17 protein-coding genes are annotated in these 23,229 nt (G+C 54.2%); 11 read left to right on the top strand and 6 right to left on the bottom strand.

Translation table 11 applies throughout. From position 1 onward, the window contains the following. Nucleotides 1-56: 56 nt before the first annotated feature. Complete coding sequence (locus Pcatena_RS06180; protein WP_126422607.1) at nucleotides 57-2,387, bottom strand: L,D-transpeptidase family protein; 2,331 nt, start codon at nucleotides 2,385-2,387, stop codon at nucleotides 57-59. Nucleotides 2,388-2,459: 72 nt separating this feature from the next. Continuing rightward, nucleotides 2,460-4,598, bottom strand: coding sequence for a L,D-transpeptidase (locus Pcatena_RS06175; protein WP_126422605.1), 2,139 nt, complete (start codon nucleotides 4,596-4,598; stop codon nucleotides 2,460-2,462). Between the two features lie 513 nt (nucleotides 4,599-5,111). On the opposite strand from Pcatena_RS06175, the gene Pcatena_RS06170 reads away from it, so the two are divergent. Beyond that, nucleotides 5,112-7,292, top strand: coding sequence for an NlpC/P60 family protein (locus Pcatena_RS06170; RefSeq protein WP_269777014.1), 2,181 nt, complete (start codon nucleotides 5,112-5,114; stop codon nucleotides 7,290-7,292). Nucleotides 7,293-7,379: 87 nt separating this feature from the next. Here the strand turns inward: Pcatena_RS06170 and Pcatena_RS06165 are convergent, their stop codons facing one another. After that, nucleotides 7,380-8,318: a DMT family transporter gene (locus Pcatena_RS06165; RefSeq protein ID WP_126422601.1), complete on the bottom strand. Its 939-nt coding sequence runs from the start codon at nucleotides 8,316-8,318 to the stop codon at nucleotides 7,380-7,382. A gap of 2 nt (nucleotides 8,319-8,320) precedes the next feature. Then, on the bottom strand, nucleotides 8,321-10,087 hold the full coding sequence (locus Pcatena_RS06160) for a phosphotransferase (protein ID WP_126422599.1): 1,767 nt from the start codon (nucleotides 10,085-10,087) through the stop codon (nucleotides 8,321-8,323). 180 nt (nucleotides 10,088-10,267) lie between these two features. Between Pcatena_RS06160 and Pcatena_RS06155 the strand changes: the two genes are divergently transcribed. The 3 genes from Pcatena_RS06155 (at nucleotide 10,268) to Pcatena_RS06145 (ending at nucleotide 13,192) form a co-directional block, all read left to right on the top strand. Then, nucleotides 10,268-11,056 carry an MBL fold metallo-hydrolase gene (locus Pcatena_RS06155; protein ID WP_126422597.1) on the top strand — a complete coding sequence of 263 codons (789 nt, stop codon included), beginning with the start codon at nucleotides 10,268-10,270 and terminating at the stop codon, nucleotides 11,054-11,056. Nucleotides 11,057-11,117: 61 nt separating this feature from the next. Further along, nucleotides 11,118-12,284 carry an N-acetylmuramoyl-L-alanine amidase family protein gene (locus tag Pcatena_RS06150; protein WP_126422595.1) on the top strand — a complete coding sequence of 389 codons (1,167 nt, stop codon included), beginning with the start codon at nucleotides 11,118-11,120 and terminating at the stop codon, nucleotides 12,282-12,284. Nucleotides 12,285-12,331: 47 nt separating this feature from the next. Further along, a complete protein-coding gene (locus Pcatena_RS06145; RefSeq protein ID WP_126422593.1) occupies nucleotides 12,332-13,192 on the top strand; it encodes a LicD family protein in 861 nt (286 codons plus the stop codon). Nucleotides 13,193-13,254: 62 nt separating this feature from the next. On the opposite strand, the gene Pcatena_RS06140 is transcribed toward Pcatena_RS06145, so the two are convergent. Next, nucleotides 13,255-14,304 (bottom strand): acyltransferase family protein, encoded by a 1,050-nt coding sequence (locus Pcatena_RS06140; protein ID WP_126422591.1) that lies wholly within the window; start codon nucleotides 14,302-14,304, stop codon nucleotides 13,255-13,257. Nucleotides 14,305-14,497: 193 nt separating this feature from the next. Between Pcatena_RS06140 and Pcatena_RS06135 the strand changes: the two genes are divergently transcribed. Genes Pcatena_RS06135 through rfbC form a run of 6 tightly spaced genes read left to right on the top strand, consistent with a single transcriptional unit; the run spans nucleotide 14,498 to nucleotide 19,977 of the window. Then, the gene (locus tag Pcatena_RS06135; protein WP_126423465.1) at nucleotides 14,498-15,295 is read left to right on the top strand and encodes a glycosyltransferase family A protein; all 798 of its coding nucleotides are present in this window, start codon (nucleotides 14,498-14,500) and stop codon (nucleotides 15,293-15,295) included. 19 nt (nucleotides 15,296-15,314) lie between these two features. Further along, nucleotides 15,315-16,163: an NAD-dependent epimerase/dehydratase family protein gene (locus tag Pcatena_RS06130; protein WP_126422589.1), complete on the top strand. Its 849-nt coding sequence runs from the start codon at nucleotides 15,315-15,317 to the stop codon at nucleotides 16,161-16,163. 1 nt (nucleotide 16,164) lies between these two features. Beyond that, the gene (locus Pcatena_RS06125; protein WP_126422587.1) at nucleotides 16,165-17,421 is read left to right on the top strand and encodes a lipopolysaccharide biosynthesis protein; all 1,257 of its coding nucleotides are present in this window, start codon (nucleotides 16,165-16,167) and stop codon (nucleotides 17,419-17,421) included. 39 nt (nucleotides 17,422-17,460) lie between these two features. Continuing rightward, nucleotides 17,461-18,348, top strand: coding sequence for a glucose-1-phosphate thymidylyltransferase RfbA (rfbA, locus tag Pcatena_RS06120; RefSeq protein WP_126422585.1), 888 nt, complete (start codon nucleotides 17,461-17,463; stop codon nucleotides 18,346-18,348). A 2-nt stretch (nucleotides 18,349-18,350) separates the two neighbouring features. After that, complete coding sequence (gene rfbB / locus Pcatena_RS06115) at nucleotides 18,351-19,370, top strand: dTDP-glucose 4,6-dehydratase (RefSeq protein ID WP_126422583.1); 1,020 nt, start codon at nucleotides 18,351-18,353, stop codon at nucleotides 19,368-19,370. 19 nt (nucleotides 19,371-19,389) lie between these two features. Further along, nucleotides 19,390-19,977, top strand: coding sequence for a dTDP-4-dehydrorhamnose 3,5-epimerase (rfbC, locus tag Pcatena_RS06110; RefSeq protein ID WP_126423462.1), 588 nt, complete (start codon nucleotides 19,390-19,392; stop codon nucleotides 19,975-19,977). Nucleotides 19,978-20,015: 38 nt separating this feature from the next. Here rfbC and Pcatena_RS08140 read toward each other — a convergent pair whose 3' ends face one another. Next, a complete protein-coding gene (locus tag Pcatena_RS08140) occupies nucleotides 20,016-20,153 on the bottom strand; it encodes a hypothetical protein (RefSeq protein ID WP_172596397.1) in 138 nt (45 codons plus the stop codon). Nucleotides 20,154-20,932: 779 nt separating this feature from the next. Between Pcatena_RS08140 and Pcatena_RS06105 the strand changes: the two genes are divergently transcribed. Then, entirely contained in the window at nucleotides 20,933-22,981 is a 2,049-nt protein-coding gene (locus Pcatena_RS06105; RefSeq protein ID WP_126422581.1) for a DUF6541 family protein, read from the top strand. The last annotated feature ends 248 nt before the right edge of the window (nucleotides 22,982-23,229 follow it).

Below are 23,229 nucleotides of genomic sequence, written 5' to 3'. Positions count from 1 at the left end.
AAACGACCCTGTTGGATTTCTTCAACAGGGTCGTCAACAATTATGCTCTCTGGGCTCTACCAGACAACAACCTTAGTTCCGCGTGGAATGTTGTCGTAGATCCACTTGGCATTGTCGATTGCAAGGCGGACGCATCCATGGGAGAGGTGCTGGCCAAGGCGTCCGTCCTGAATTCGGAAAGTGTCCTGATAGTACAGAACGGAGTGGAACAGGTAATCGATATAGAACTGCGTGTAGTAGTAGCAGCTGTAGCCATGGCCAAAGACGTAGCCCTTGTCCTGAACCGTAAACTGGCCCTTCACGGTTGGCGTCGAAGGAGCGCCGGGGGAGCAGATGAACTCCTTTACAGGCGCCCATGCGCCATAGCGGCCATAGTAGATGCCTACCCTGCAGTTCTGGGTGTCTACGAGGATGAGGTAGTTCGTTGCGCTTGAGTAGTCCTGTGCCCAATTGAACATGTCCTGCCACTGAACGTTGACGTCAATCCAGTGCCCGTCGGAAGCGCAGAAGTAGTATGCGCCGCCATCCCAGATCCAACCGGTGCCCATGGCACCGCTCGTGGTGTCAAGCCAATACCAGGTTCCGCTCAGATTGAGCCAGCCGGTCTGCATCCTGCCACTAGCGTTCATGTAGTACCAATTGGCGCCATCCCAGACCCAGCCGGTCTTCATAGCGCCGCTCGTTGTATCGAGCCAGTACCAATCGCCGTCGGTCTTAAGCCAGCCGGTCTTCATGGCCCCAGAAGACGGGTCGAGATAGTAGTAGGCACCTCCCCGGTTCTGCCATCCCGTTAGCGGGCTGCCATCCTGGCCCAGGAGATACCATGAGCCATCGAGAACCCAGCAGTCGACCTGCTTTACGCCCTTCTCGTCATAGTGATAACGAGCGCCGTTCTCGTCCGTGTGCCAGCCGGTAACTGCCCTGCCCGTCTTCTCGTCAAAGAGGTGGGTTGTGCCATCAATGTCGATAGCGCCGTGCTGGATTGTGCTATCAATGAGGTAGAACCAGGCACCGCCAATCTGGGTAAGACCGTCGGAGGGCTTGGAGCCGTCGGAGCCGTTGTACATGGTGACCTTGTTATCGACGATCTTCGTCGTCAGAGCGCCGTCACTGCCAAGCAGAGAAGAGCTGCCATCGCTATCGTCGATCCAGCAAGAGCTGTCCATGGAGCCAGAGTTGGAGAGGTGGTATGTCTTACCGCCAACGCTCAGCCAACCGGTTTGCATTTTGGCGGTGGTGCTGTCCATCCAATACCAGGCGCCGTCAATCCATTGCCAGCCGGTGAGAAGGTGGCCATCAGAAGAGGAGTTGGTAGCGTAATACCAGCAATTTTCAGTCTGGTCATAGGCCCAACCGGTCGCCATGGCGCCCGAGGGCATCATGTAGTACTTCGTTCCATTGAAATCGAGGAGACCGGTCGCCATGGCCTTGGACTGGTGGTCCATCCAATACCAGGATCCGCCAACATAATGCCAGCCGCTTTCAAGGGCGCCAGACTGTCCAGCCCAGTACCACGTATTGTTGGCGAGCACCCATCCACTCTGGCCCATCGCACACGAGGAATCAAAAGCGTAGAGCTCCGGACCGATTTCCCTGGTCTCGTTCTGGGCGCAGATACCCGTTTCGGGGTCTGCCCAGTACCAGCGTCCGCCAATCCACTGCCAGTCGGTTCGCATGTCGCCGTTTGACTGGTCGAGCCAATACCAGTTTCCACCATCCAGAAGCCAACCGGAGTCCATGGCGCCGGAGGCTGAGAGATGATAACGGGATCCGCTGATGCTGACCCAGCCGGTGCGCATGGCGCCGGAATCGTCCATCCAGTACCAGGAGCCGTTGACGTATCTCCACCCGCGTGCGAGCTGTCCGCCGTTCTCAAGCCAGTGCCAGGCGCCATCCCTCAGGTCCCAGCCGCTGGCATAGCCGCTCCATGCTCCCGACGCGGAGAAGTCCGACCAGCTTCCGTTGCAATCCGTGCGGTCTGTTGCCATCACGCCGGATACGGGGTCGAGCCAATACCAGGAGCCGTTTACGTACTGCCAACCCGTGGCCATGTTTCCGGTGGTCTCGTTGAGCCAGTACCAGGCGCCGTCAAGATGGAGCCAGCCCTTGTGAATCGAGCCATTCTCGTCGTAGTAGCGCCTTGTCCCGTCCTCGTTCTGCCAACCCTGCTTGGGCTGTTCTACGGGCTCTTCGGGGACGTCGGAAGCGGGGGCCTCGGGCTCTTGATTGCCTGCGGCGCTCACCTCGTCGGTAGGGGCAGCTGACTCTGTGGATATAGCATCATCTGCCCACGCAAGGCGAGGAACTGCCACCGATGCTACGCTCAGCGAGCCGCCGAGAGCCAAGGCGGCGATAAAGGCAGCTGCCTTTCTGCTTGTGGTGCTCATCTTGCTCCTTTCGAGTAACGTCTAGGATCCTTGCTTTTCAAAGTCTATCCCGATTGGGGAGCGGGAGGACAATTAAGAAAGCGGCTGGTTGTTGCACCACCCCCACTTGGGGCTGTGCGTGGTTGTGTAGTACTCGAGCCAGTCGTTGAGCGGCATGGTGCGGACATAGCCAACATTGTCCATGATCATGCCCCCGCCGATATAGATGCAGACATGCCCATAGATGCCACCGAGATAGGTATGGGTGTGGGATGGGATGGCAACGATCATGCCAACCTTGAGCTCACGAAGGTCGGAGCGGCTGCACCACTGCCAGAACATATCGCAGGCGTTGCCCTCTGGATACCCGAGGCCCGCACGGGAGAAGACTTGGCTGACCCACATAGCGCAAAGTCCGCCTCCCGGGCTAGGGGTGACTCCAGCAGCCTCTACGATTCTTCTCTGGAGGTCGGTCGAAGGTGCCTGCTCGGGCTCGTGGAGTGCCCCGGTGTAATCATCGAGCTGCCAGCGCGAAGAGCCGATATTTGTCCAGCCGGTGGCCATTGCGCCAGAGGAGTCAAGCCAGTACCACAGGCCATCGACCAAGACCCAGCCGGTGCGCATGGTGCCATTATTCGGGTCGAGATAGTACCAAGTCTCGTTGAGGTTGAGCCATCCCTTAGCCAGGGATCCATCTTGATTGATGTACAGCCAGGAGTCGTCCTGCCTTACCCAACCCGATGCAAGCTCGTCCGAATTGCGGTTCTTGTAGATAAGGCCATTCCGCATTTCGAACGTTGCATGGCCATCGGCGCTCATGTAGAGCCTTGTGTCGCCGATGTAATCGACCCATTCATTTGCGGCCATCGCGCCGGATGACTTGAGGAAATAAAGGGCGTCACCCTCTTGGTACCAGCCGGTGAACATTTGAGCATTGTCTGGGCGCAGATAGTACCAGGTTGAACCAACCTTCTGCCATCCAGTGAGCAGGCGTCCGTCCGAGCTGTCACTTGAGGCGAGATACCAACATGAGCTGCTCTCATCATAGGCCCAGCCCGTTGCCATGGTGCCCGAGGGCGTCATGTAGTACTTGGCGCTACTAAGGTTGAGCAGGCCAGTGTGCATCCTACCGTCTGCCTCGTCCATGAAGTACCAGCTACCACCAACCCTCTGCCAGTCGGTGCGCATGTTTCCGACGGAGGGATCAAGCCAGTACCAGCTTCTAGCATCGAGCAGCCACCCGGTGTCCATGGCTCCGGATCCGGAGAGGTGATACCTTGCACCATCAAGATTGAGCCATCCCGTGCCCATGGCCTTTGACTGCGGGTCGAGCCAGTACCAGCTGCCGCTAACCCGCTGCCAACCGGATGCGAGCGCGCCCGAGCCATTGGCGAGGTACCAGGACATACTGGATGAGTCCCACGCCCAACCGGTTGCCATGGCGCCCGAATCTTGCAGATAGTAGGCTGCATCGCCGCGCGTTTGGAGGCCCGTCAGCATAAGGTGGTCGTCACCGATCAGGTACCACGTGCCGCTTATATATTGCCAACCGGTCTTGAGACAACCCGAGGCGTCTGCGAAGCACCAGCGACCCGACGCGGGGTCGACGCCCCAGCCCGTGGCCATGGCTCCGTTGGCCTGGAGGAGGTAGCTGCTGCCGTTAATCTCTTGGATCCCGGTCAACATCGAGCCGTCATCGGCGAGAAGATACCAGCTCCCGCCCGTGTAAAGCCAGCCGATGTCGAGAGCTCCAGAGGACTTGGCGTGATACCAGGTGCCATCACAGAGCGTCCAGCCAGCCTGCATGCGGCCATCGTTATCGAAGCAGTAAAGAGAGCCGTCAATCTTCTGAACGCCGGTGAGGGCAACTCCCTCCTCAGAGAAGTAGAACCAGCTTCCGTTGTCGTATAACCAACGATTGGTTAGCCTCTCTCCGTCCTGCTGATACCAGAGGGATCCGGTGCCGCCGTGCCAACCGTCTGGTACTTCTTCGGCAACGGGCTCCCTTTCGGTCGCCGATGTGGGCGTCTCGCCCTCGGCTTCAGCGCTTGCCGTTACGCTGTCGCTTTGGGCCTTGTTCTCTTCTGGAGAGGGAGTCTCGATCGTTTCCGAAGCGGGCTGAGGCAAGTTCGCGACGGTTTCTGCTGACGCGGTGTTTGGAATTGCCACTGCCGCAGAAGCGCAGAGCGCAAGGCATGAGCCTAGCGCTAGCAATCGTTGTGCTCTGTTCATACTGTCCCTTCCATTCCCCCCTTTTTTGCAGGTAAAGTCTATTCCTTTCAGATTCTCTTAAGGGAGGAGGAGCCTAAGTTGCTAATATGTTTTTGATTTAGCGGAGTAGTTTCGGCCTTCAGTGGCTGCGTTGGGTTGCCCAAGGTGGGAGGACAATAGTGAGATTTAAGAAAGCTGCATTTCCCATGGTGGCCGGACTGATGATGGCGGCTCTCATCCGTCCTGTTCCGGCGCTTGCTGGGCAGGTGACAACGGATGACGTGCCTGGCATCGAGAACGGAGCAGACGCTTCGCTGGTAACTATGAGTGCGAGCGATGAGGCTCCGTCTGCAGTTGCTGGGCCAACTACCTCGTCAGCGGATGACCCTGTCACCTCAACTGGGGTATCCGAGGCGCCGTCAACGCCTGACGGCTGGGTTGACACGGATGCCGGCCGTGAATATTGGAAGGACGGTGCACCTCTAAAAGACGAGTGGCTTGAACTAAACGGTGCCCGTTACCGTTTCTCTTCCGATGGAGCCGTGCTCACGGGGTTCCAAGATATCGATGGGGGCACGTTATTACTTTTCTCCTGGCTCAGGGGTCATGCAGACTGGCTGGCAGCTGCTTGACGGCGCATGGTACTGGTTCGATGTGACTTCGGGCAAGATGGCTATAAACCAGGCATTTGCCGAGGGACGCTGGTCTCGATTTGATGGACAGGGAAAGTGGCTCGGCTATGCGGATGGCTGGGTGCTGGATGATGCTGAGTGGTACTGGGCTTCTCAAGGCGCGCTGCAGACCGGCTGGCACTGGATTAACGGTAACTGGTATTGGCTGAACCCCACTGATGGCAAAATGGCAACCGGCTGGGTCTGGGATGGCGGCGCCTGGTACTGCATGAGTCCGTCTGGGGCCATGCTCACCGGTTGGCAGTATGTTGACGGATGCTGGTACTATCTCTATTCCAATGGCACCATGGCTACAGGCTGGCTCTACCAAGGTGGTATTTGGTATTGGCTTGGCGGCTCTGGTGCTGCCGCCCAGAACGAGGTAGCCCAGGTTGGCTCCGAGAGCTACGTCTTTGACTCTTCCTGTGGCATGGGGAGCTCAGGCTGGTGCTTGGTCAATGGGAGATGGTATCTTGCCAGCTCCTCTGGTGCCCTTCAAGCCGGCTGGCGTTGGATTAACGGGGCCTGGTACTGGATGGACTGGTCAGACTATGCGATGAGAACCGGCGTTCTTAGCCTTGGGGATTCCAAGTACTTCTTGACTTCCTCGGGTGCCATGGCAACTGGCTGGGCATGGGACGATGCCAATCAATGCTGGTACTACGCAACGCCCAGCAGCAATGATGGCAGACTCCTCATGGGTTGGCAGTTCATAGGCGGCTCTTGGTACTGGATGGACCCAACTACTGCCAAGATGCTGACCGGTTGGCTTGATTTCCGAGACGGTAGCTACTACCTGTCTGGCTCCGGTGGGATGCTTTCCTCTACTTTGTTGGACGACAACGGAAGCAAGTACTGGCTTAATGGCTCCGGACTGTGCGTTTCTGGATGGGTGGACACCCCGTCCGGTCGTTTTTACTTTGATCCGAGCACTATTAGCTCCGAAACCGTGGGAACAAGACATCCGGCGAAGCTGGGGCGTATCGAAATCGATGGAAAGGCGTATCAGATTGATGCCGGCTCTGGCGTTGCCCGAAACGCATGGGTTGACAACGAAGATGGCTCTAAGAGCTGGGCATCTAGCGATGGCTCGCTCTCTGCGCTGACGCTTCGTGACGGTGTGCTGACGTTGGGGGATGGCTCTCTTGCCTCTGGCTGGATTGACCTTGGCGGGTCTCGGTTCTACGCGGATGCGGAGGGCAAGCTCAGCTCGGGCTGGATATTGATTGACGGCCAGCAGTATTACTTCGATCCGATGACATATGTGATGAAGACGGGCTGGCTTTCGGATGGCGGCTCTTGGTATTGGCTCCGCGATGATGGAGCAATGGCAACCGGGTGGGTGCGGGTCCCAAATGACGCCTGGTACTACATGAACAGCGACGGAACAATGAAAACGGGCTGGCTCGAGCTGGGCGGAAAGTACTACTGGCTTGACGGAAGCGGCCGTATGGCAACGGGTGCCCGCTACATTGACGGATATCGTCGCTATTTCTGGACTGACGGTACGTGTGACAAGGTCGGCTGGCAGAATCCCTCTCAGTATCCACAGGTAAGCTCCTGGAACGTGACGCTGCCAAGCTATAGCTCTGGTAAGTTTGCCTATGCAACGCCGTCACGCATATCGGTTGACGCTACCCGCGAGGACTGTATCAATGCGTTCGTTGGGCGAGCGTATGAGTACCTTGGTACACCTTATATTTGGGACTATGCTTGCGCACCTGGCGTTGGCGTTGACTGTGCTGGCCTCGTGCTCCAGTGCCTATATGCGTGCGGGGTCGATACGTTCCCGATGAACCCCTATGATCACTACTTCACGCCAGGGCATGACCACTATGCCAACGACCTTTGGAACTATAGCGGGTTCCTTCACCTTGATTTTTCGCAGGCACAGAGAGGTGATATCGTTTGCTACTCGGGCCATGTTGCCATTTACATCGGCAACGGCCGAATCATTGAGGCGGCAAGCCCTCGCTTGGGTACGCGTATAGCTTCGGCGACATATAGGTCTGATATTCGAGGTGTTCTGCGGCCGTTCGTTTAAGTCGGCAAAAACATATCACTAGCATTGATTTAGGGCCGTCCTCGCGCGAGGGCGGCCCTAAAAATTTGCCATGAAATTGCTCGCTGACTATGCCGCCTTGCGGCCGAACAGCTCGTTCCAGTCCGACGCGGCAAGGACGGTGCCCACGAGGATGAGAACACAGAAGAAAATGGTCGCAACGCTCGGCACGGTACCTTGGAGAATGAAGCCGAAGACTACTGCCCAGGCCGAGTACGAGATGTTCAGCGCCATTGCCTTTGCGGCGCCAATGACCGAGATCCCCTTGTAGTAGAAGAGGTACGAGGCCGCGCCGGCAAGTCCGGAAAGTGCGACTACGCTAGTGGCGAGGCTGGGTATCGCGGTTGCCGTGAAGCCCCATGCGCCAAAAAGCGGGAGCACGACGATTGCATAGACGAGCGCGGAGGACGTTTCGCGAATCTGGAGTGCGGTCTCGTTGTCAACGGCATCGTCCTTCATGCCCCAGGCGCAGAGAACGGCTTCGGAGCCCCAGCCAATCACGGCCAGCACAGCACCTGCGAGGCCGAGCGCGGTATTGCCCATTTCGGCATCGCCGGCAGAGATGTATCCAGTTGCCATGACACCGAGCAAAGCAACGACAAGCGCGGCAATCTGCTTGGCGCTCATCTTCTCCTTGAGAAGGACGAATGAGAGGAAAGCGCCGAGTGCGGGGTAGAAGGCAGAGATGATGGCCGTGTAGGCCGGACCGATGTTGTTGATTGCAAGGACGTAGCCCGTCATGCCGATGGGGCCGCCGAGCAGGGCACCCGCAACAACGATGAGGCCGCTTTTGGTCTTAAGCGCCGCGAGCGTGTCCTTGAAGCGCCCACGGACGCCCATGTAGATAGCAAGCCAGAAAGCGCATGCCGCATCGTGAAGAAACGAGCTCGCAATTGCGGCGCAGGCAACGGCCTCTGCCGTACCGATGTAAGGGCTCATTGAGAGGGCGATACCAAGCACTACCGTGTCGAGGCCCCAGAGAATTCCGCTGAATAATCCGAACTTCATCGCTAGTCCTCCTTGTAGAGAGCGAGAGCCTTCGTAAGGTACTCGGTGCCGTAGTTGTAGTAGATGTAGAGCCATTCGCCAACGAAGTCGCCCTCGGCTTCCTTCAGAAGCGCCCAGAGATACCAGCACCAGCCTGCGAGTGCGATGTGGGCATAGTTGTGGGTGCGCTCTGCGTTTGTGGCGGGGCGGCCAAAATAAGCATCGAGTGCGGCATCTACTTCGTTCGGTTTGAGCTCGCAGCAAACGCAACAAGTGCCAAAGTCGTTGGCGTAGTCGCTCATGCCTGCATACTCCCAGTCGATGAGGTAGTACTTGTCAGACTCGTCGATAAGGAAGTTGAGATAAAAGAAGTCGTTATGGCAGAGACATTTGGGTGCTTCGTCGGCAATGACAAATTTCTCGAGTTGGTCGACCTTACCTGCAAGATCCCAGTAGCCAGGGATGTCGATGGGTCCCTTCTCAAGGAGCAGGGACTCATAGCGCTTTGCCTCCTTGTAGAAGTCAAACTCTGTCTCAACGCTTGCGCCTGACTCATGGAGGGTGCGGCAGATCCGCATCATGCGAGCCATCTGAGTCTGATCGTGCGGATCCGGTTGCTTCGCATTCGTCACGAACTTCGAGATCTTCCAACCGCGTTCGGGATCCTCGTGGATGAACGTGTCGTCAAGGCCAAGCTCCTTGGCCTTCTTGAGCGCTGCATATTCGCTAGCTCGGTTAACGAGCAGCTCTGTGCCTACGCCGGGATGACGATAGACATACTCGCCATCGTTGGTGGCAAAGTGGCAGCTGAGATTCGTAAGACTCTGCTTGAGGGGGTAGACATCATGAATCTCCGCCTTGGTGCACCCAAGGATTTCCGTGATGTTGTCAAAGATTTCAGAGTCGACGTTCTCAAGGAAATGCGGGTCAAAGGCGCGAAGTTCGTCAAGAGAGTCAAACTCGTTGATGACGCCAGCGGGGTAGGGGCGCATCGTCATATCGAGTTCCTTGATGTGGTCGATGTAGAGGTCTTCCCACAGTTTGTCGACGGTCTCCGGGTCGTTGTACTCGCTTTCGAGAATTTCGGCAAAGCGCTTCGAGAACGTGCGGTCAAAGTAGACATGCCCGAGCATGTACCAAGAGTTTGAGCCTCCGACAACGACCTTGGTGATTCGGTCCTGAGCACCCGTGGTGATGCACCATTCCTTAGTGTCGCCCGCGGCGTACTGCGCGGAGTAGTAGGCCTTGTAGACATAAGGCTCAAACGGGTTCTCGGTAAAGTAATCGTCGCTGGAGCAGACGTAGGTATTGCCGAGCTTTTCGCGGACTCGATAAAGCGAGCCGTTGTTGTTGCGAGAGACGTACTCGTCATTGTTGACGATATTGACACCGTATTTCTGGCGGAGGTAGAAGAAGTACTCCTTCTTGTAGCCCACGACCACGGTGATATCCGTAATGCCTGCTTCGAGGAGCTGTTCGATCTGGCGCTCGATGAGGACCTCTCCGCGAACTTTGAGCAGGCCCTTGGGCTTCTCATACGAGATGGGGGCAAAGCGAGAGGAGAGGCCGGCGGCCATGATGACGGCGTTTTCGACCTTGTGGGGCGCGAGCGCCTGGAGGCCGGCGCTTGTGAGAGTTCCATCTTGAACGAGTCCGGCCTTGATGGTGGCCTTCATTGCCGCGTTGACGGTGCCGAGCGAAAGTCCAGAGGAAGCTGCGATATCGCGCTGGCTGGTGCCCGGGGTCTGACGAAGGGCGTTGAGAACGGTGAATGATTTTTTATCGAGCATGATGCTCCCTAGGACATATCCAAAGGTTTGTGCCAATGGATGTAAGTAGGCTATGCGTTCAATTATAATCTAGCACATCACAAAACTGAACTACTGTTTAGTTTCCATTTCTCTCGCAATGCTCTCTCGAGATCCGTCAAATTTGATTGCCCTCTGTACCTATAATTTGCTGAGCAATTAATGGCGAAGGAGTTTTTGGTGGCGCCTGCTAACGCTTATTTCAAAACCAAGCGCATCCTGTCTTTCTGTGAGATGGTGCTTGCTGTGTTTGTTCTGCTAGTCCTTTCCATCCTGGCGATGCCACGCGTTGCCTCTGCCGAGGAGGGCGTGACAAGGATTCACGTGTTGCCTTTTGCTGGGGGTAGCCTGGACCTTTCGTGTGCCGGAGGAGACGCAATTATCATTGAGAGTAACGGCCGCTTTGGGATGGTCGATTCCGGTGAGAGCAGCGACTATCCAGATGGCTCTAATCCTCGCCATCCGTTTAGGGCCGGAACTACGATCGGACATGGAGTCGAAGACAAAGTTCTTTCATATCTGGATTCTCTTGGCGTAACTGAAGACAATTTCGACTTCTATATCGGCACGCATCCACACAGCGACCATATTGGCAATGCGGGGTTGATTATTCGTAAGTACAAGCCAAGCAAGGTATATACGCCGCGGTACGATGATAGCTACCTGACTTCGCCTTGGGGCCTTTGGGATAACCAGTATGTCTACGACGATCTTGTAAATGCCGCAAAAGAAGTCGGAGCGGACTTATATCTTGATTTTGACGAAGCTGCCCCCGAGAATCCGGAGCCCGGCTCGAATGTATGTAGGCCCGAATTTGATTTCGGTAATGCACATATCGAGCTTGTGAACACGGATTCATCTTATGAGACTGCGGGAGTGGCAGATGCTAACTATATTTCCCTAGGCATAAAGGTGGCGAGCGGCGGAAAAAATTGCTTATCTTGCGGGTGATATCTGCAATTCAGATGGCGATGAAGATAGGCTTGCCCAAACACTGGGACACATTGATTTCATGAAGCTGGGGCACCACGGTGGGCCCAACTCTAATACACCGGACTACATGGCCACCTTGTCCCCGGAGATCGTATTCCAGACGGGTGTTTATAACCTACTGTGGGATCAAACGCTCAATGCCCTCGAGGGGATCAGGCCTCTTTTCTTTAACTGCGACGACTGCATCGCGGCGAACAAACCAGCTTTTGTTGTTGAACTTGATCCGAATGGAATGGGGATCAACATGGATCCGGCCCCGAAGACCATTTGGCACAATAGCTATGCGGGATGTTACGTGGCATTCGAAGGAAACCGTCCTGGTGCTGTCCAAGAAGGCTGGCAACGAGTTGCGGATGGTTATGTTTTCTTCGACCATTCATCGAGGTCGTTACGCAACTCGTGGATTAAAGAAGATTCTTCATATTCATATGTTGGTGATGACTCTCTAAGGGTGACCGGCTGGCAGAACATCAGCGGAGCATGGTATTACTTCGATGCCGATGGATTAATGCGGACCGGTTGGGAATTAATCGACGGCGCATGGTACTGGTTTGATAGCTCTGGCGCAATGGCGGTCGGCGTGAGACGCGTCGACGGTCAATATTCAGAATTCTCCTCGGATGGCAGGTGGGTTGGATATGTGAGCCTGCGGCCCGGCTGGAGTCTGATTAATGACGCTTGGTACTACGTGTCCAACGGCAGTTTGGCGATCGGCTGGCAAAAGATCGGCGGCACATGGTATTGGTTTGATGACGCCGGAAAGATGGCGGTCGGTTGGAGGCAAGTTGACGGAACTTGGTACTTTTTTGAGGCATCTGGCGCTATGGCTACGGGCTGGGACTACATCGCTGGCGCCTGGTACTGGTTCGAAAGCTCCGGTGCGATGCAGACTGGCTGGAATCAAATTGGTCCCAACTGGTATCTGTTGTCTGAATCGGGGGCGATGAAGACGGGTTGGGCGTCAGAGAGTGGCTCTTGGTATTACCTTGATCCGACCAGTGGCGCAATGGGGACTGGCTGGCTGCAGGACGGTGCAAATTGGTATTACCTTGCTGCGAATGGTGTCATGCAAAGTTCTTGCTGGATTGGTAGCTACTACGTTCTTGATAGTGGCGCTATGGCAAGAGATCAGTGGGTTGGTCAGTATTATGTTGGAACAGATGGGCTCTGGGATGGCCGCTCTTAGTGGCTAGGAGCTCGAAATAATTTCTGAGCTTATGTAGAGGAGCGTCAATGGCTTTTAAGGAGTACGAGAACATAGACGAGCTGAGAAAGCTGCAAAGGACCATAGCTTCGGTGCTCTTTGATTTTGCGAAGGCGTGCGAAAAACTGGATATCAGTTATTTTGCTTACGGGGGAACGTGCATCGGCGCAGTTCGTCATAAGGGTTTCATTCCTTGGGACGATGACGTTGACGTAGCAATGCTGCGCAGCGATTATGAAAAGTTCTTAAGGGAGGCCCCGGCTTTACTGGGGGATAAGTACAGGATCGATAACTCAAGGACTCAGGCGAATTATCCGTCGTCCTTTTCTTATCTTGCGCTGGTGGATACGGTCAATGTTCCCGAAACATTTGAGACGTGCGAGTGGATTAGATCGATCGGCATTGATATTTTCCCGCTCGACAGAGTGTCTGAGGTTGAGTCAGTTAGGCGGCGCCAGCTCCGGGGCACATGGTTTTGGGGGAGGCTTGGCTTTTTGCGCGCCACCCCTCGGCCATACGTGTCGTTTGATGGAGCGAAGAAGTGCCTTGTCTATTTCGTTTGCGGAGTAGCGCATTGGCTTCTTACGCTATTTAGGATTTCCCCTCAGTTTATTCAGACCAGGTGGGAGAAGTGCGCCATGCTCGCAAATGACGAGGATGCGCGCTTGGTTGCCGATTTTTCAGATCGTCATCCTCTTACTTGGTCTTTTTCTCTTCAAGAGATATTCCCCTTGGTTGATGGCGAATTTGATGGCAGGGATATTAAGCTGCCGCATGAGTGGGATAAGCTGCTTACTCGTCAATACGGCGATTACATGAAGCTTCCGCCGGAGGAGCAGAGGAAGAACCATTATCCAGTGCGCCTTGATTTTGGTTCGTATTCAGAATGAGGAAGCGCTGGGGCTGTGTCGGATGCGTTTTCGATGCAGCCCCAGCGCTTGTCGTTGATGGGCTATTTGGTGCCTCGAAGTTGGCACTCGATGGCGGAGACGGCCTTCATGGTCCCAACGCTCATAAGCGATGCGAGCGCTACGGTCAGGACTGCGAGCAGTGGGACGCTAACCCCAGGCATGAGCCCAACAAGAATTTGTCCTACGGGCCAGCCCCAAAGATACAGGCTGTAGGAAATGTCGGGACATTGTTTGCGTGGCTTTGGGGCCTCAAAATAAAACGCAAGCCAGAGGGCAATAATTGGGAAACACGTTAGCATTGCTACGTCGGCCAGGCCCAGAGGGCATAAGGCTAGGAAAAGAAGAAAGGCGATTCCAGCGTGGAGCGGTTTGATCACGATGCTGCTCCTATGGACATAGCAAGTCATTCCGATGAAGTATAGGATGACCGGCCTAACGACCGATGAGTAGGCTGGATATAGAGCAATTCCATACAGTCCAAATGCGCATGCACAAGGAACGAGAAGAAGCGCGTATTGTCTGCGTTGATACTTTGTAGTACGAAATGCCGCATATACGAGGATGTAGCAGACAAACTCGACGGGCAATGTCCATAGCGATCCGTTGACAACGTATTGATACGCGTTGTTCGCAAATACTCCGGGCAGGTTGTGAACGGGGATAAGCAGTGCGTTAAGAAGGTATTTGTAGGTTTGGGGAGACGAGAAGTAAGCAGAAATGCTGCCTTCTGTAAGAATGGGCCCGAGTATGAAGGCGCATGTGAATACAACTGCTGCTAGTTCCGGCAGGATTCTGTTAATGCGCCTTTTGAAGAAGCCCAACCGGCGAGGGTGCCTTTCGGCGCTTCGCGCAATAAGGAAGCCACCATAAAGAAAGAAGAAACCAACAGCGAGTCCGCCCATGCTGAGCGCGTCTTTTGTGAAAACGGAAAGAGGCTCGAAATCAAATCCACTCGCCCCATATCTCAAAGCAAATGAGTGACTCGTGATGACAAGAACCGCTGCGATCATGCGGATGACGTCAAGATTGTTATCTCTCCCTTGCGATACGGATTCCAAGGATTTGTGGTCTTCCGAGATGATTGATGGCATGGTCGCTCGCTTACACTAATTAGGCTATGGATGATTCTGTGCTGACTATAATAATTGCGAATTGACTATGGCAAATGACGTGAGCGCTGTCTTCTGGAGCGCACGGGAGAGGAGTAGGCTCGCCGAGCTCCCGTGTTCCTGCCGAAAAGATGGCGGCGGCGCTCTTCGCTGCGGTTGGCATTTCGGAGGAGATTTGTTTACTAAGCGTGATCACACCTTTGTCGTGTGTGCTTATAAAGAGAACCCGTTCCTTGAAGATACGATTTCCTCTCTTGAGGGACAACAAGACGTGGGCGAGCTCATGGTTTCAACGTCCACGCCAAACGATCACATTAAGGACGTATGCAGAAGGCATGGTCTCAGGCTTGTGGTAAATCCAAATCCTCATCTTGCTGGCGACGATTGGAATTATGCATACCGTAGCGCCTCCACGCGTCTGGTTACGATTGCTCACCAGGACGATTTATATGAGCCGAACTACGTCTCTGCGATTCTTGATGCTGCCAATGCGGACGATGGAAGCGCCCAGATTATTTATACGGATTACTATGAAATACGAGATGGGAGCAGGGTTGATAAAAACGCCTTGCTCGCAATCAAGTCTCTGCTCAACGCGCCCATGCTGAATAGCCATATGAACGGTAGCCCGTTCTTTAAGCGCAGGATGCTGTCACTCGGTAATCCCGTGTGCTGCCCGGCGATCACCTATGTGAAACCAAATGTTCCGGAAGAGCCTTTTGACACGACGTACATCAACAGTTGCGACTATAAAACGCTTGTTGATCTCGCGGCAATACCGGGTAGGTTTGTATATGTGCCGGAAAAGCTAATGGGCCACAGAATATACTCTGGCTCTGCAACGACAAAAAACTTGCACGAGAACATCAGACGCGGTGAGGACCAGGAAATCCTGTCCATGCTGTGGCCTCGACCAATTGCTTCCCTTATCAATCGGGTCTATGCCTTGAGTGAGAAGAGCAACCAGATTTAGCCTTTATTAAGGAGCCGAGATGTCAAAACCTCTCATTGCCGTTACCGGAGCTAATGGTTACATTGGCAGGCATGTTGTCGAAAAGCTGAAGGATGCCGGCGCCAGGGTGATTGCGCTTGATCTTGCGTGTTCTGAAGATGAAGCGGATGTTCTGTGGAAACGGGCAGATATTCTGGACGACTCCCTTGATTGCTCTGCCATTTTTGAAGAAGCCCCCGACGCACTCATTCATCTTGCCTGGAGAAATGGGTTCAAGCATGATGCCCCCACCCATCTTGGAGATCTTTCCGCCCACTATCGCTTTGTGTGCAAGATGAACGACTTCGGGGTTGACCACATTGTCTGCATGGGCACTATGCATGAAATTGGATATTGGGAAGGCGCCATTGACGAAAATACACCCTGCAATCCCCGGTCGCTGTACGGGGTCTCAAAGGATGCGCTGAGGAGGGCTCTTGAGCTCGAGCAAACCCGTCGCGGCTTTTGTTTCCAGTGGCTTCGCGGGTTTTATATCTGCGGGGATGATGAGAAATCACAATCTATTTTTGGCAAACTGTTGCGAGCCGCGCGTTCGGGGGAGACGACGTTCCCGTTTACGACGGGCAAGAATAAATATGACTTTACGACAGTCGACCAGCTTGCTGGCATGATTGCAGCCGTTGCTCTACAGGATGAGGTCGTTGGAACGATTAATTGCTGTTCTGGTGAGCCCATGACTTTGGCCGAGAGGGTAGAGCAGTTTATTGCTGATAACGGGCTTTCTATTAACCTCGAATATGGAGCGTTCCCCGATAGGCCGTATGACTCGCCTGGCGTCTGGGGAGATCCCGCAAAGATTCGACGCGTTCTTTCAGCCGTGGAGAAGTAGCATGGCGCGAACGGAAGACGCCAGTCAGATTAGACAGAATTACATTTGGAATACACTTGGTAGCCTTGCAAACGCGCTGGCAAGCGTGATGTTGTTGATGGTTGCAACGAGATGTCTTGGAGCAGGCGGTGCAGGCGTGTTCTCACTTGCGTATGCACTTGGCCAGCAGTTCCAGATAGTCGGGGCTTTTGAGATGCGGCCATATCAGGCGACGGATGTAAGGGGCAGATACTCGTTTTCCGTATATCTGGGATCGAGGATTTTGACCACTTCCATCATGGTGTTTGCGATTGTAGCCTATGGGTTTGCCATGTACGGCATTGGTCGTGATTTGCTGATCTTGACGTGTGTGTGTGGGTTGAGAATTCTGGATGTTGCGGAGGACGTCTTCCAGGGGGCGCTTCAGCGGGTTGGAAGACTCGACATTGCGGGGAAGGCTCTGTTCCTGCGTGTCGTCGTCACGACCGTTGTATTCTGCGCGGGTCTGGTGGCGACGCACGACATCGTGATGTCGTGTTTGTTTTCATTTGTCGTCTCCCTACCTGTTCTCTATGCCCTGAACGTTAAGCGGGCGACTGCTTGGGTTAAGCCGACTCCCAGCTTTGAAATGGCGGACATCAAGAGCCTCATATTCGCTTGTGCTCCTCTGTTTGCGGGGTCATTCCTTCAAAGCGATCTAACAAATGTCCCGAGACTAGCAATTCACAATGTCCTTTCGACGGATATGCAGACAATTTACTCTGCGCTCTTTATGCCTGCCCTTGTAATTAATTTACTGTCGGGGTTTCTGTTCAAGCCGATGCTGACCACCATGGCCGAGAGCTGGGAGGAACATGAGCATTGCGGTTTTGCAAGCATTATATGCAGGTGCGAAGCGCTTGTAGCGTCGGCAACCGTGGTTTGCTGTGCCGGGGCGTTTGTGGTGGGTATTCCCGTGCTTTCGTTTCTGTATGGTATCGACTTAAGTGGATATAGGCCATTTCTTATTGTGATTATGATTGGCGGCGGACTTAACGCTGCAAACATCGTCATGTACTACGCTCTTGTAACCATGAGAAGGCAAAGGGTTATTATGGGCGCCTACGTTCTTGCCGATCTAGTATCGCGTTTTATCTCGTCGCGAATCGTGTGCACGTTTGGCATGACGGGCGCTGCTTATGCCTATGCCTTGTCTATGCTCGTAATCTTCAGCATCTATGCGGTCGATGTTCTTCGTGGGATTAGTGGAATTACATCTAGGCATAGCGATGAGGGATAGCATCGGTTACGTCAGAACTGGGACGGAGAGGAGTTTAACGTGAAGGGCATTGTTCTTGCGGGAGGGTCTGGCACTCGCCTGTATCCCATCACCAAGGCGGTTAATAAGCAGCTTTTGCCCGTCTATGATAAGCCCCTAATTTATTACCCGCTTTCAGTTCTCATGCTTGCGGGAATCCGAGAAATACTGGTCATAACGACACCGCGCGACAAGCAGGCCTATGAGGACCTGCTCGGTGATGGCTCTAGTTGCGGAATCAAGCTTGCGTATGCTGTCCAGGAGAAGCCCAGAGGGCTTGCGGAGGCGTTTTCGATTGGGAAGGAGTTCTTGGCTGGGGACTCGTGTGCTCTCGTGCTTGGCGACAACGTGTTCCACGGGCAAGCTCTTAGTAAGGTTCTGATAAGAGCGCGAAATAGAGTTGAGGCGGACGGTGGCGCCGTGGTGTTCGGTTACCCCGTTCGTGACCCCCGCTCGTTTGGCGTCGTTGAGTTTGATCCTGAGGGTAATGTTATTAGTATTGAAGAAAAGCCCAAGAATCCAAAATCGAACTTTGCAGTTCCGGGACTCTATTTTTATGACTCTGAGGTTGTTGAAATCGCCTCGACAGTGAAGCCTTCGGAGCGAGGTGAGCTCGAAATAACAAGTGTCAATAATGCCTATCTTAGTGCAGGGTTGCTTCGAGTCGAACTTATGGGTCGAGGCATGGCTTGGCTTGATACCGGAACGCCTCGGGGACTACTTAAGGCAGCTGAGTATGTAGAGGCTGTGCAAAGCCGCCAAGGTTACTTTATTGCCTGTTTGGAGGAGATTGCATTTAGGCGCGGTTTTATTGATTCGGCTGAGCTGCGCTTGCTAGGCGAGGGGCTGAAAAAGACGGACTACGGGAAGTACCTACTTTCAATTGCGGATGAAGCAGAAAGGGGATAGGAGTGTCAGACACATTCGAGCCCCACAACATCATCGTCACGGGTGGCTGCGGCTTCATCGGCAGCAACTTCGTGCACTACGTGGTGAACAACCATCCGGACGTGCACGTGACCGTGCTCGACAAGCTCACCTACGCGGGCAACCCCGAGAACATCGCGGGACTGCCGGCCGACCGCGTGGAGCTCGTCGTGGGCGACGTCTGCGACGCGGCCCTGCTCGACGAGCTCGTCCCCGGGCACGACGCCATCGTCCACTACGCGGCGGAGTCCCACAACGACAACTCCATCGCGGACCCGGAGCCGTTCCTGCGAACCAACGTCGAGGGCACCTTCCGCCTGCTGGAGGCCGTGAGGAAGTACGGCGTCCGCTACCACCACGTGAGCACCGACGAGGTCTACGGAGACCTGGCCCTGGACGACCCGGCGCGCTTCACCGAGGAGACGCCCTACCACCCCAGCTCCCCCTACAGCTCCACCAAGGCCAGCTCCGACATGCTCGTTCGCGCCTGGACCCGCACCTACGGCCTGCGCACGACCATCTCCAACTGCTCGAACAACTACGGCCCCTACCAGCACGTGGAGAAGTTCATCCCCCGCCAGATCACCAACGTCATCGACGGCGAGCGCCCGAAGCTCTACGGCACGGGCGAGAACGTCCGCGACTGGATCCACACCGAGGACCACTCCTCCGCCGTGTGGGACATCCTCACGAGGGGCCGCATGGGGGAGACCTACCTCATCGGCGCGGACGGCGAGCAGAACAACATCACGGTCCTGCGCATGATCCTCGAGGCCATGGGCAAGGACCCGGACGACTTCGACTGGGTGCGCGACCGTCCCGGCCACGACCGCCGCTACGCCATCGACTCCACGAAGCTGCGCCGCGAGCTGGGCTGGGAGCCCAGGCACACGGACTTCGCCGAGGGCCTGCGGAAGACCATCGAGTGGTACCGCGACAACGAGGACTGGTGGCGCCCGGCCAAGGCCGCCACGGAGGCCAGGTACAAGGCACAGGGACAGTAGAGGAGTTGCGTGTTTGGCTATGGTGAATCAAATTACGTCCGGAAACTTTTCTTTTACTGACACGTCGATTGAGGGCGTGAAGGTTGTTGATGTCAAAAGCTACGGCGACTCCCGTGGCTACTTCATGGAAACGTACAAGCGTTCTGACTTTATTGTGGGCGGTATCGACTGTGAGTTCGTGCAGGATAACCAATCTGCCAGCACAAGGGGGGTTCTGCGTGGACTTCATTTTCAGATTGAGCATCCTCAGAGCAAGCTTGTCAGGGTCGTTCAAGGAAGAGTGTTCGATGTCTGTGTTGACTTGCGTCCCGGTAGCAAGACGTACGGGAAGTGGGAGGGCGTGATTCTCTCTGCCGAGAACCACCGTCAGTTCTTTATCCCTCGTGGTTTTGCTCATGGCTTCCTTGTGCTGAGCGATTATGCGGTCTTCTGCTACAAGTGCGACGATATCTATCATCCGAATGACGAGGGCGGGCTCATGTGGAACGACCCTGATATCGCCATCGAATGGCCCACGTTTGATGGCGACGATACTCTTGATGCCTCTAAGCTCGTTTTGTCTGATAAGGACATGAGACATCCGCACCTGGCCGACCTTAAACTTTAAGCGTTCTGCGAGCTAGGTGCTGTGCCAAGTCGTTGTTTTTACCGACTATGCGTGGCATCGGGGTGGGCTCCCCGCACGGGCCGCACGGGCCGCACGCCCGTCACGGCGGCCCGTGCAAGCAGCAGGTCCGCCGTGTCCTCGCAGACGAGGTCCTCGGCCTCGGGTGGCGTGAACATGACGAGTGCGCGCGGTCTGCACGGCCTGTCGGTTATGGGCTTGCCATGGCGGAGCCGCCATGGCTGCCGCCAATGCGCCCGCAGAGCAGCTCACGTCCCCTGGGGCCAGCCTTACGTTAGGATGCTGAGACATGGGGGCCTCTCTATTTGTCACTATCCGGTAGTAAACAATCTGTTGGTACTTAATACCTAGCCCACCAAGCGGGGCGTTGAAGTCACCTGGGCTGGCGGATCGTGCCCTTGTGCTCGTCGGACGGCGGCTTAGCGTAAGCAGCGCAGCGTGAGCCTTGCCAGCCTTTTCAGCTAGCCGCTGCGGTCGGAGAGCCCTTCGCCGCGCCTGCCCCGGCGTGTCGCTTCGAGGCCGGACTCTATGCGTGACGCGAGCGTATCGCGCTCTTTGGTCATGATATTTAGGAGCTTTGAATACCCAACTGCTTGGATTAGCGCTTCTAACGATTCACAGCGAATTACTCTGGTCGATGAGTCCTGTCTCGCAATTGGCGCATCTTTAAGAGCTATTTCATCTGGCCTGATGGCGACAATATCTTCTGCAGTCCTATTTAGCATCCTTACTAACTCCCAATGCTTCCCCTGGAATTATGGCTAATAATAGGACGAGTTTTGTTGTGGCATCGGTCCTGATCGTTGTCGGAAAATGCGCCAATAAACAAGAGGAGTAATGTGAGGAGAGGGATGTATCCATCACTCTCGATACGTCCCATGATATCTATGGTAGCTAGCTGTTTGAATTGGTGCCAAGATACTGCATATGAATAGAAATGGAAGTTCCGAGAGAGCGGGGAATTTTGCTGGGCTGGCTGCTGTTTTATCTTTGGGCGTTTCTGTTGGGTGCACTGCTTTTTGTTCCAGGAATGGTTTGGTTTTCGAGACTGAACGCCAAACCGCACCTAATTCTTGCGCTCGCTCCTTCGTTTAGCATCATCGTCCTTACGATTGCGATGACAGCGACTGAGCTGGCGGGATGGCGCGTGCCTTGGTATGGGTACGTAATTCTTTTGACTGTCCTGTCCACTCTGGGCGTATGGGTAAATCGATCAAATATGCGTCATTATTTCAATCGAGGGGCATGGAGTTCTTCGACGGTACCTCTATACATAGCTGTTTCTCTGGTTCTTGTTACATGGATTTATGTCAAGAACCTGGATGGCCTGGGCTCGTTTATTCCTCAGTACGATAATGCGCACACGCTTTCACTAATCAATTCATTTGCTAAAACCGATTGTTACGGGCCGCTTCTCTCGTCGGTTTATCTCGATACGCCTCAACTGTTCCAGGGTCTTTCATACTATCCAGCGGTTCTCCATTCGATAGCTGCGCTTGCGGCGAATATGTTTGGCTGCAGCGCACCAGAAGCGCTAAATATTGTTGTGTTCGACATTCTATTTCTTGTACTTCCTCTTTCAGCTCGATCGCTCATTAAGTCGGCTTTCCCTGGCAATAGGGAAGCAGAACTGTTTGGTGTTTTTTCTCCGTTTGTTTTCTATGCCTTCCCGTGGGGCTTGCTGATATTTGGCCCATTGCAGACATATTTGGTGGGATTGTCTTTCGTTCTTGCCGTGCTGTCCGCTTTTATATCTCTGGCTGATTGGCACAATGCAAGTCACATGTCTTATTTCGGTTTGAGCGTAGCGGGATTGGCCACGGTGTCGCTCTGCCATCCCAGCGCGCTGTTTTCAGTTGGGATTTTGGCCATTCCGCTCATTATCAAAGCTGCAATTAGCGTTCCTCCATTCAAGGCCTTCTCGTGGAAAGGGAAGTCCCTCGTCGTTGTCGCTACTCTTGCTATTATCTTGGGCATTTGGCTGATTAGCTATAACCTTCCGTTCCTGAAAGGCACGGTTAGCTTTACGTGGTGTGCCTTTATGGCCCCATCCCAAGCTTTCTCTGCGGTTCTCGGCTTGTCGCTTACAGAGTCTCCTTCGCAGCCCATAGTTGCCTTTCTTGTGGTTATTGGCGCCTTTTCGTGTATCAGGAGAAGAGAGGGCTCTTCTTGGTTAATAGCCTCAACGTTCTTAGTTGCGTTGGTTTACTGCATTGATGTCACTGCTGATGGCTGGTTAAAGCAGCTGCTGGGCGGCTTTTGGTATACGGACTCAAGGCGAATCGCAGCGATGCTGATTATTCCGATGGTCCCGCTGTTTTCATCTGGAGCTGGATGCATCTATTCCGATGTCATAATTTATGTTGAGAGCAAGAAAGATACGAAGGCATCTTCAAAGGCGATGGGAACCGGAATCGCTTTGTTGCTTGTCGCGTTTTCCTTTGGCCCGGATGTGAGCTTGTACGGTAGCATCAATTTGCCCTCTGCAATCAGCTTCGCCAGGGCTTCGCTGTCATCCTTGTATTCTCTATCGACCTTTCAGCATAGAGATGACCGGTCAGAAACTCTAATGCTGGATAAAGAGGAGCTTGACGTTGGGAAAGACATTGCCTCTATAGCTTCAGATGGGGGATTGGTTTTGAACAACGCTCAGGACGGAAGTGCATTTTTTTACTCCGCCTGTGGCGTGAATGTCCTGAATCGCACCTGTGGTTCAGGATTTGGTACGGACGGGAATGCGTGCTTTAGTAAATATGCTGCTGACTACACTTCGAATTCTGCTATTAAGAAAAAGATGGCGGATTTAGATATACGTTATGTCTTGCAGCTTGATTCTGGTGCCACCCCAATGGAAGCGAGCACATTTGCATTTAACTATAAAGATTCTGATTGGGCTGGAATTCAGAGCATAACTCCCGAGACACCAGGCTTCGAGCTCGTCTACTCCAAGGGAGATATACGGCTATATCGGCTTACGGCCTTATAAAGGCTATGCGATTAGGACTCATAGTCCAATAAGGTGGTAGATGCTCTACTACTAATAAACGATTGAGTCTCAGTAAGACGCAGCTGAGCTGCAAGGCTTGGCGATGAGTCTTTTTTCTCCCGGATTTTGCGCGGCCTCACCCTATAAAATGGTTTGTTATAAATGCGAGGTTGCATTAAGTGGTGCTGGTATTAATGACCACTGGCTTAATTGGCATCTGACTCGCATTTCAATGAGGATGCGCTTTG

This window comes from Parolsenella catena, assembly GCF_003966955.1.
GTDB classification, from domain to species: domain Bacteria; phylum Actinomycetota; class Coriobacteriia; order Coriobacteriales; family Atopobiaceae; genus Parolsenella; species Parolsenella catena.
The sequence above is the reverse complement of the archived record's forward strand: the minus strand, read 5'-3'. Positions and strand labels throughout refer to the sequence as shown.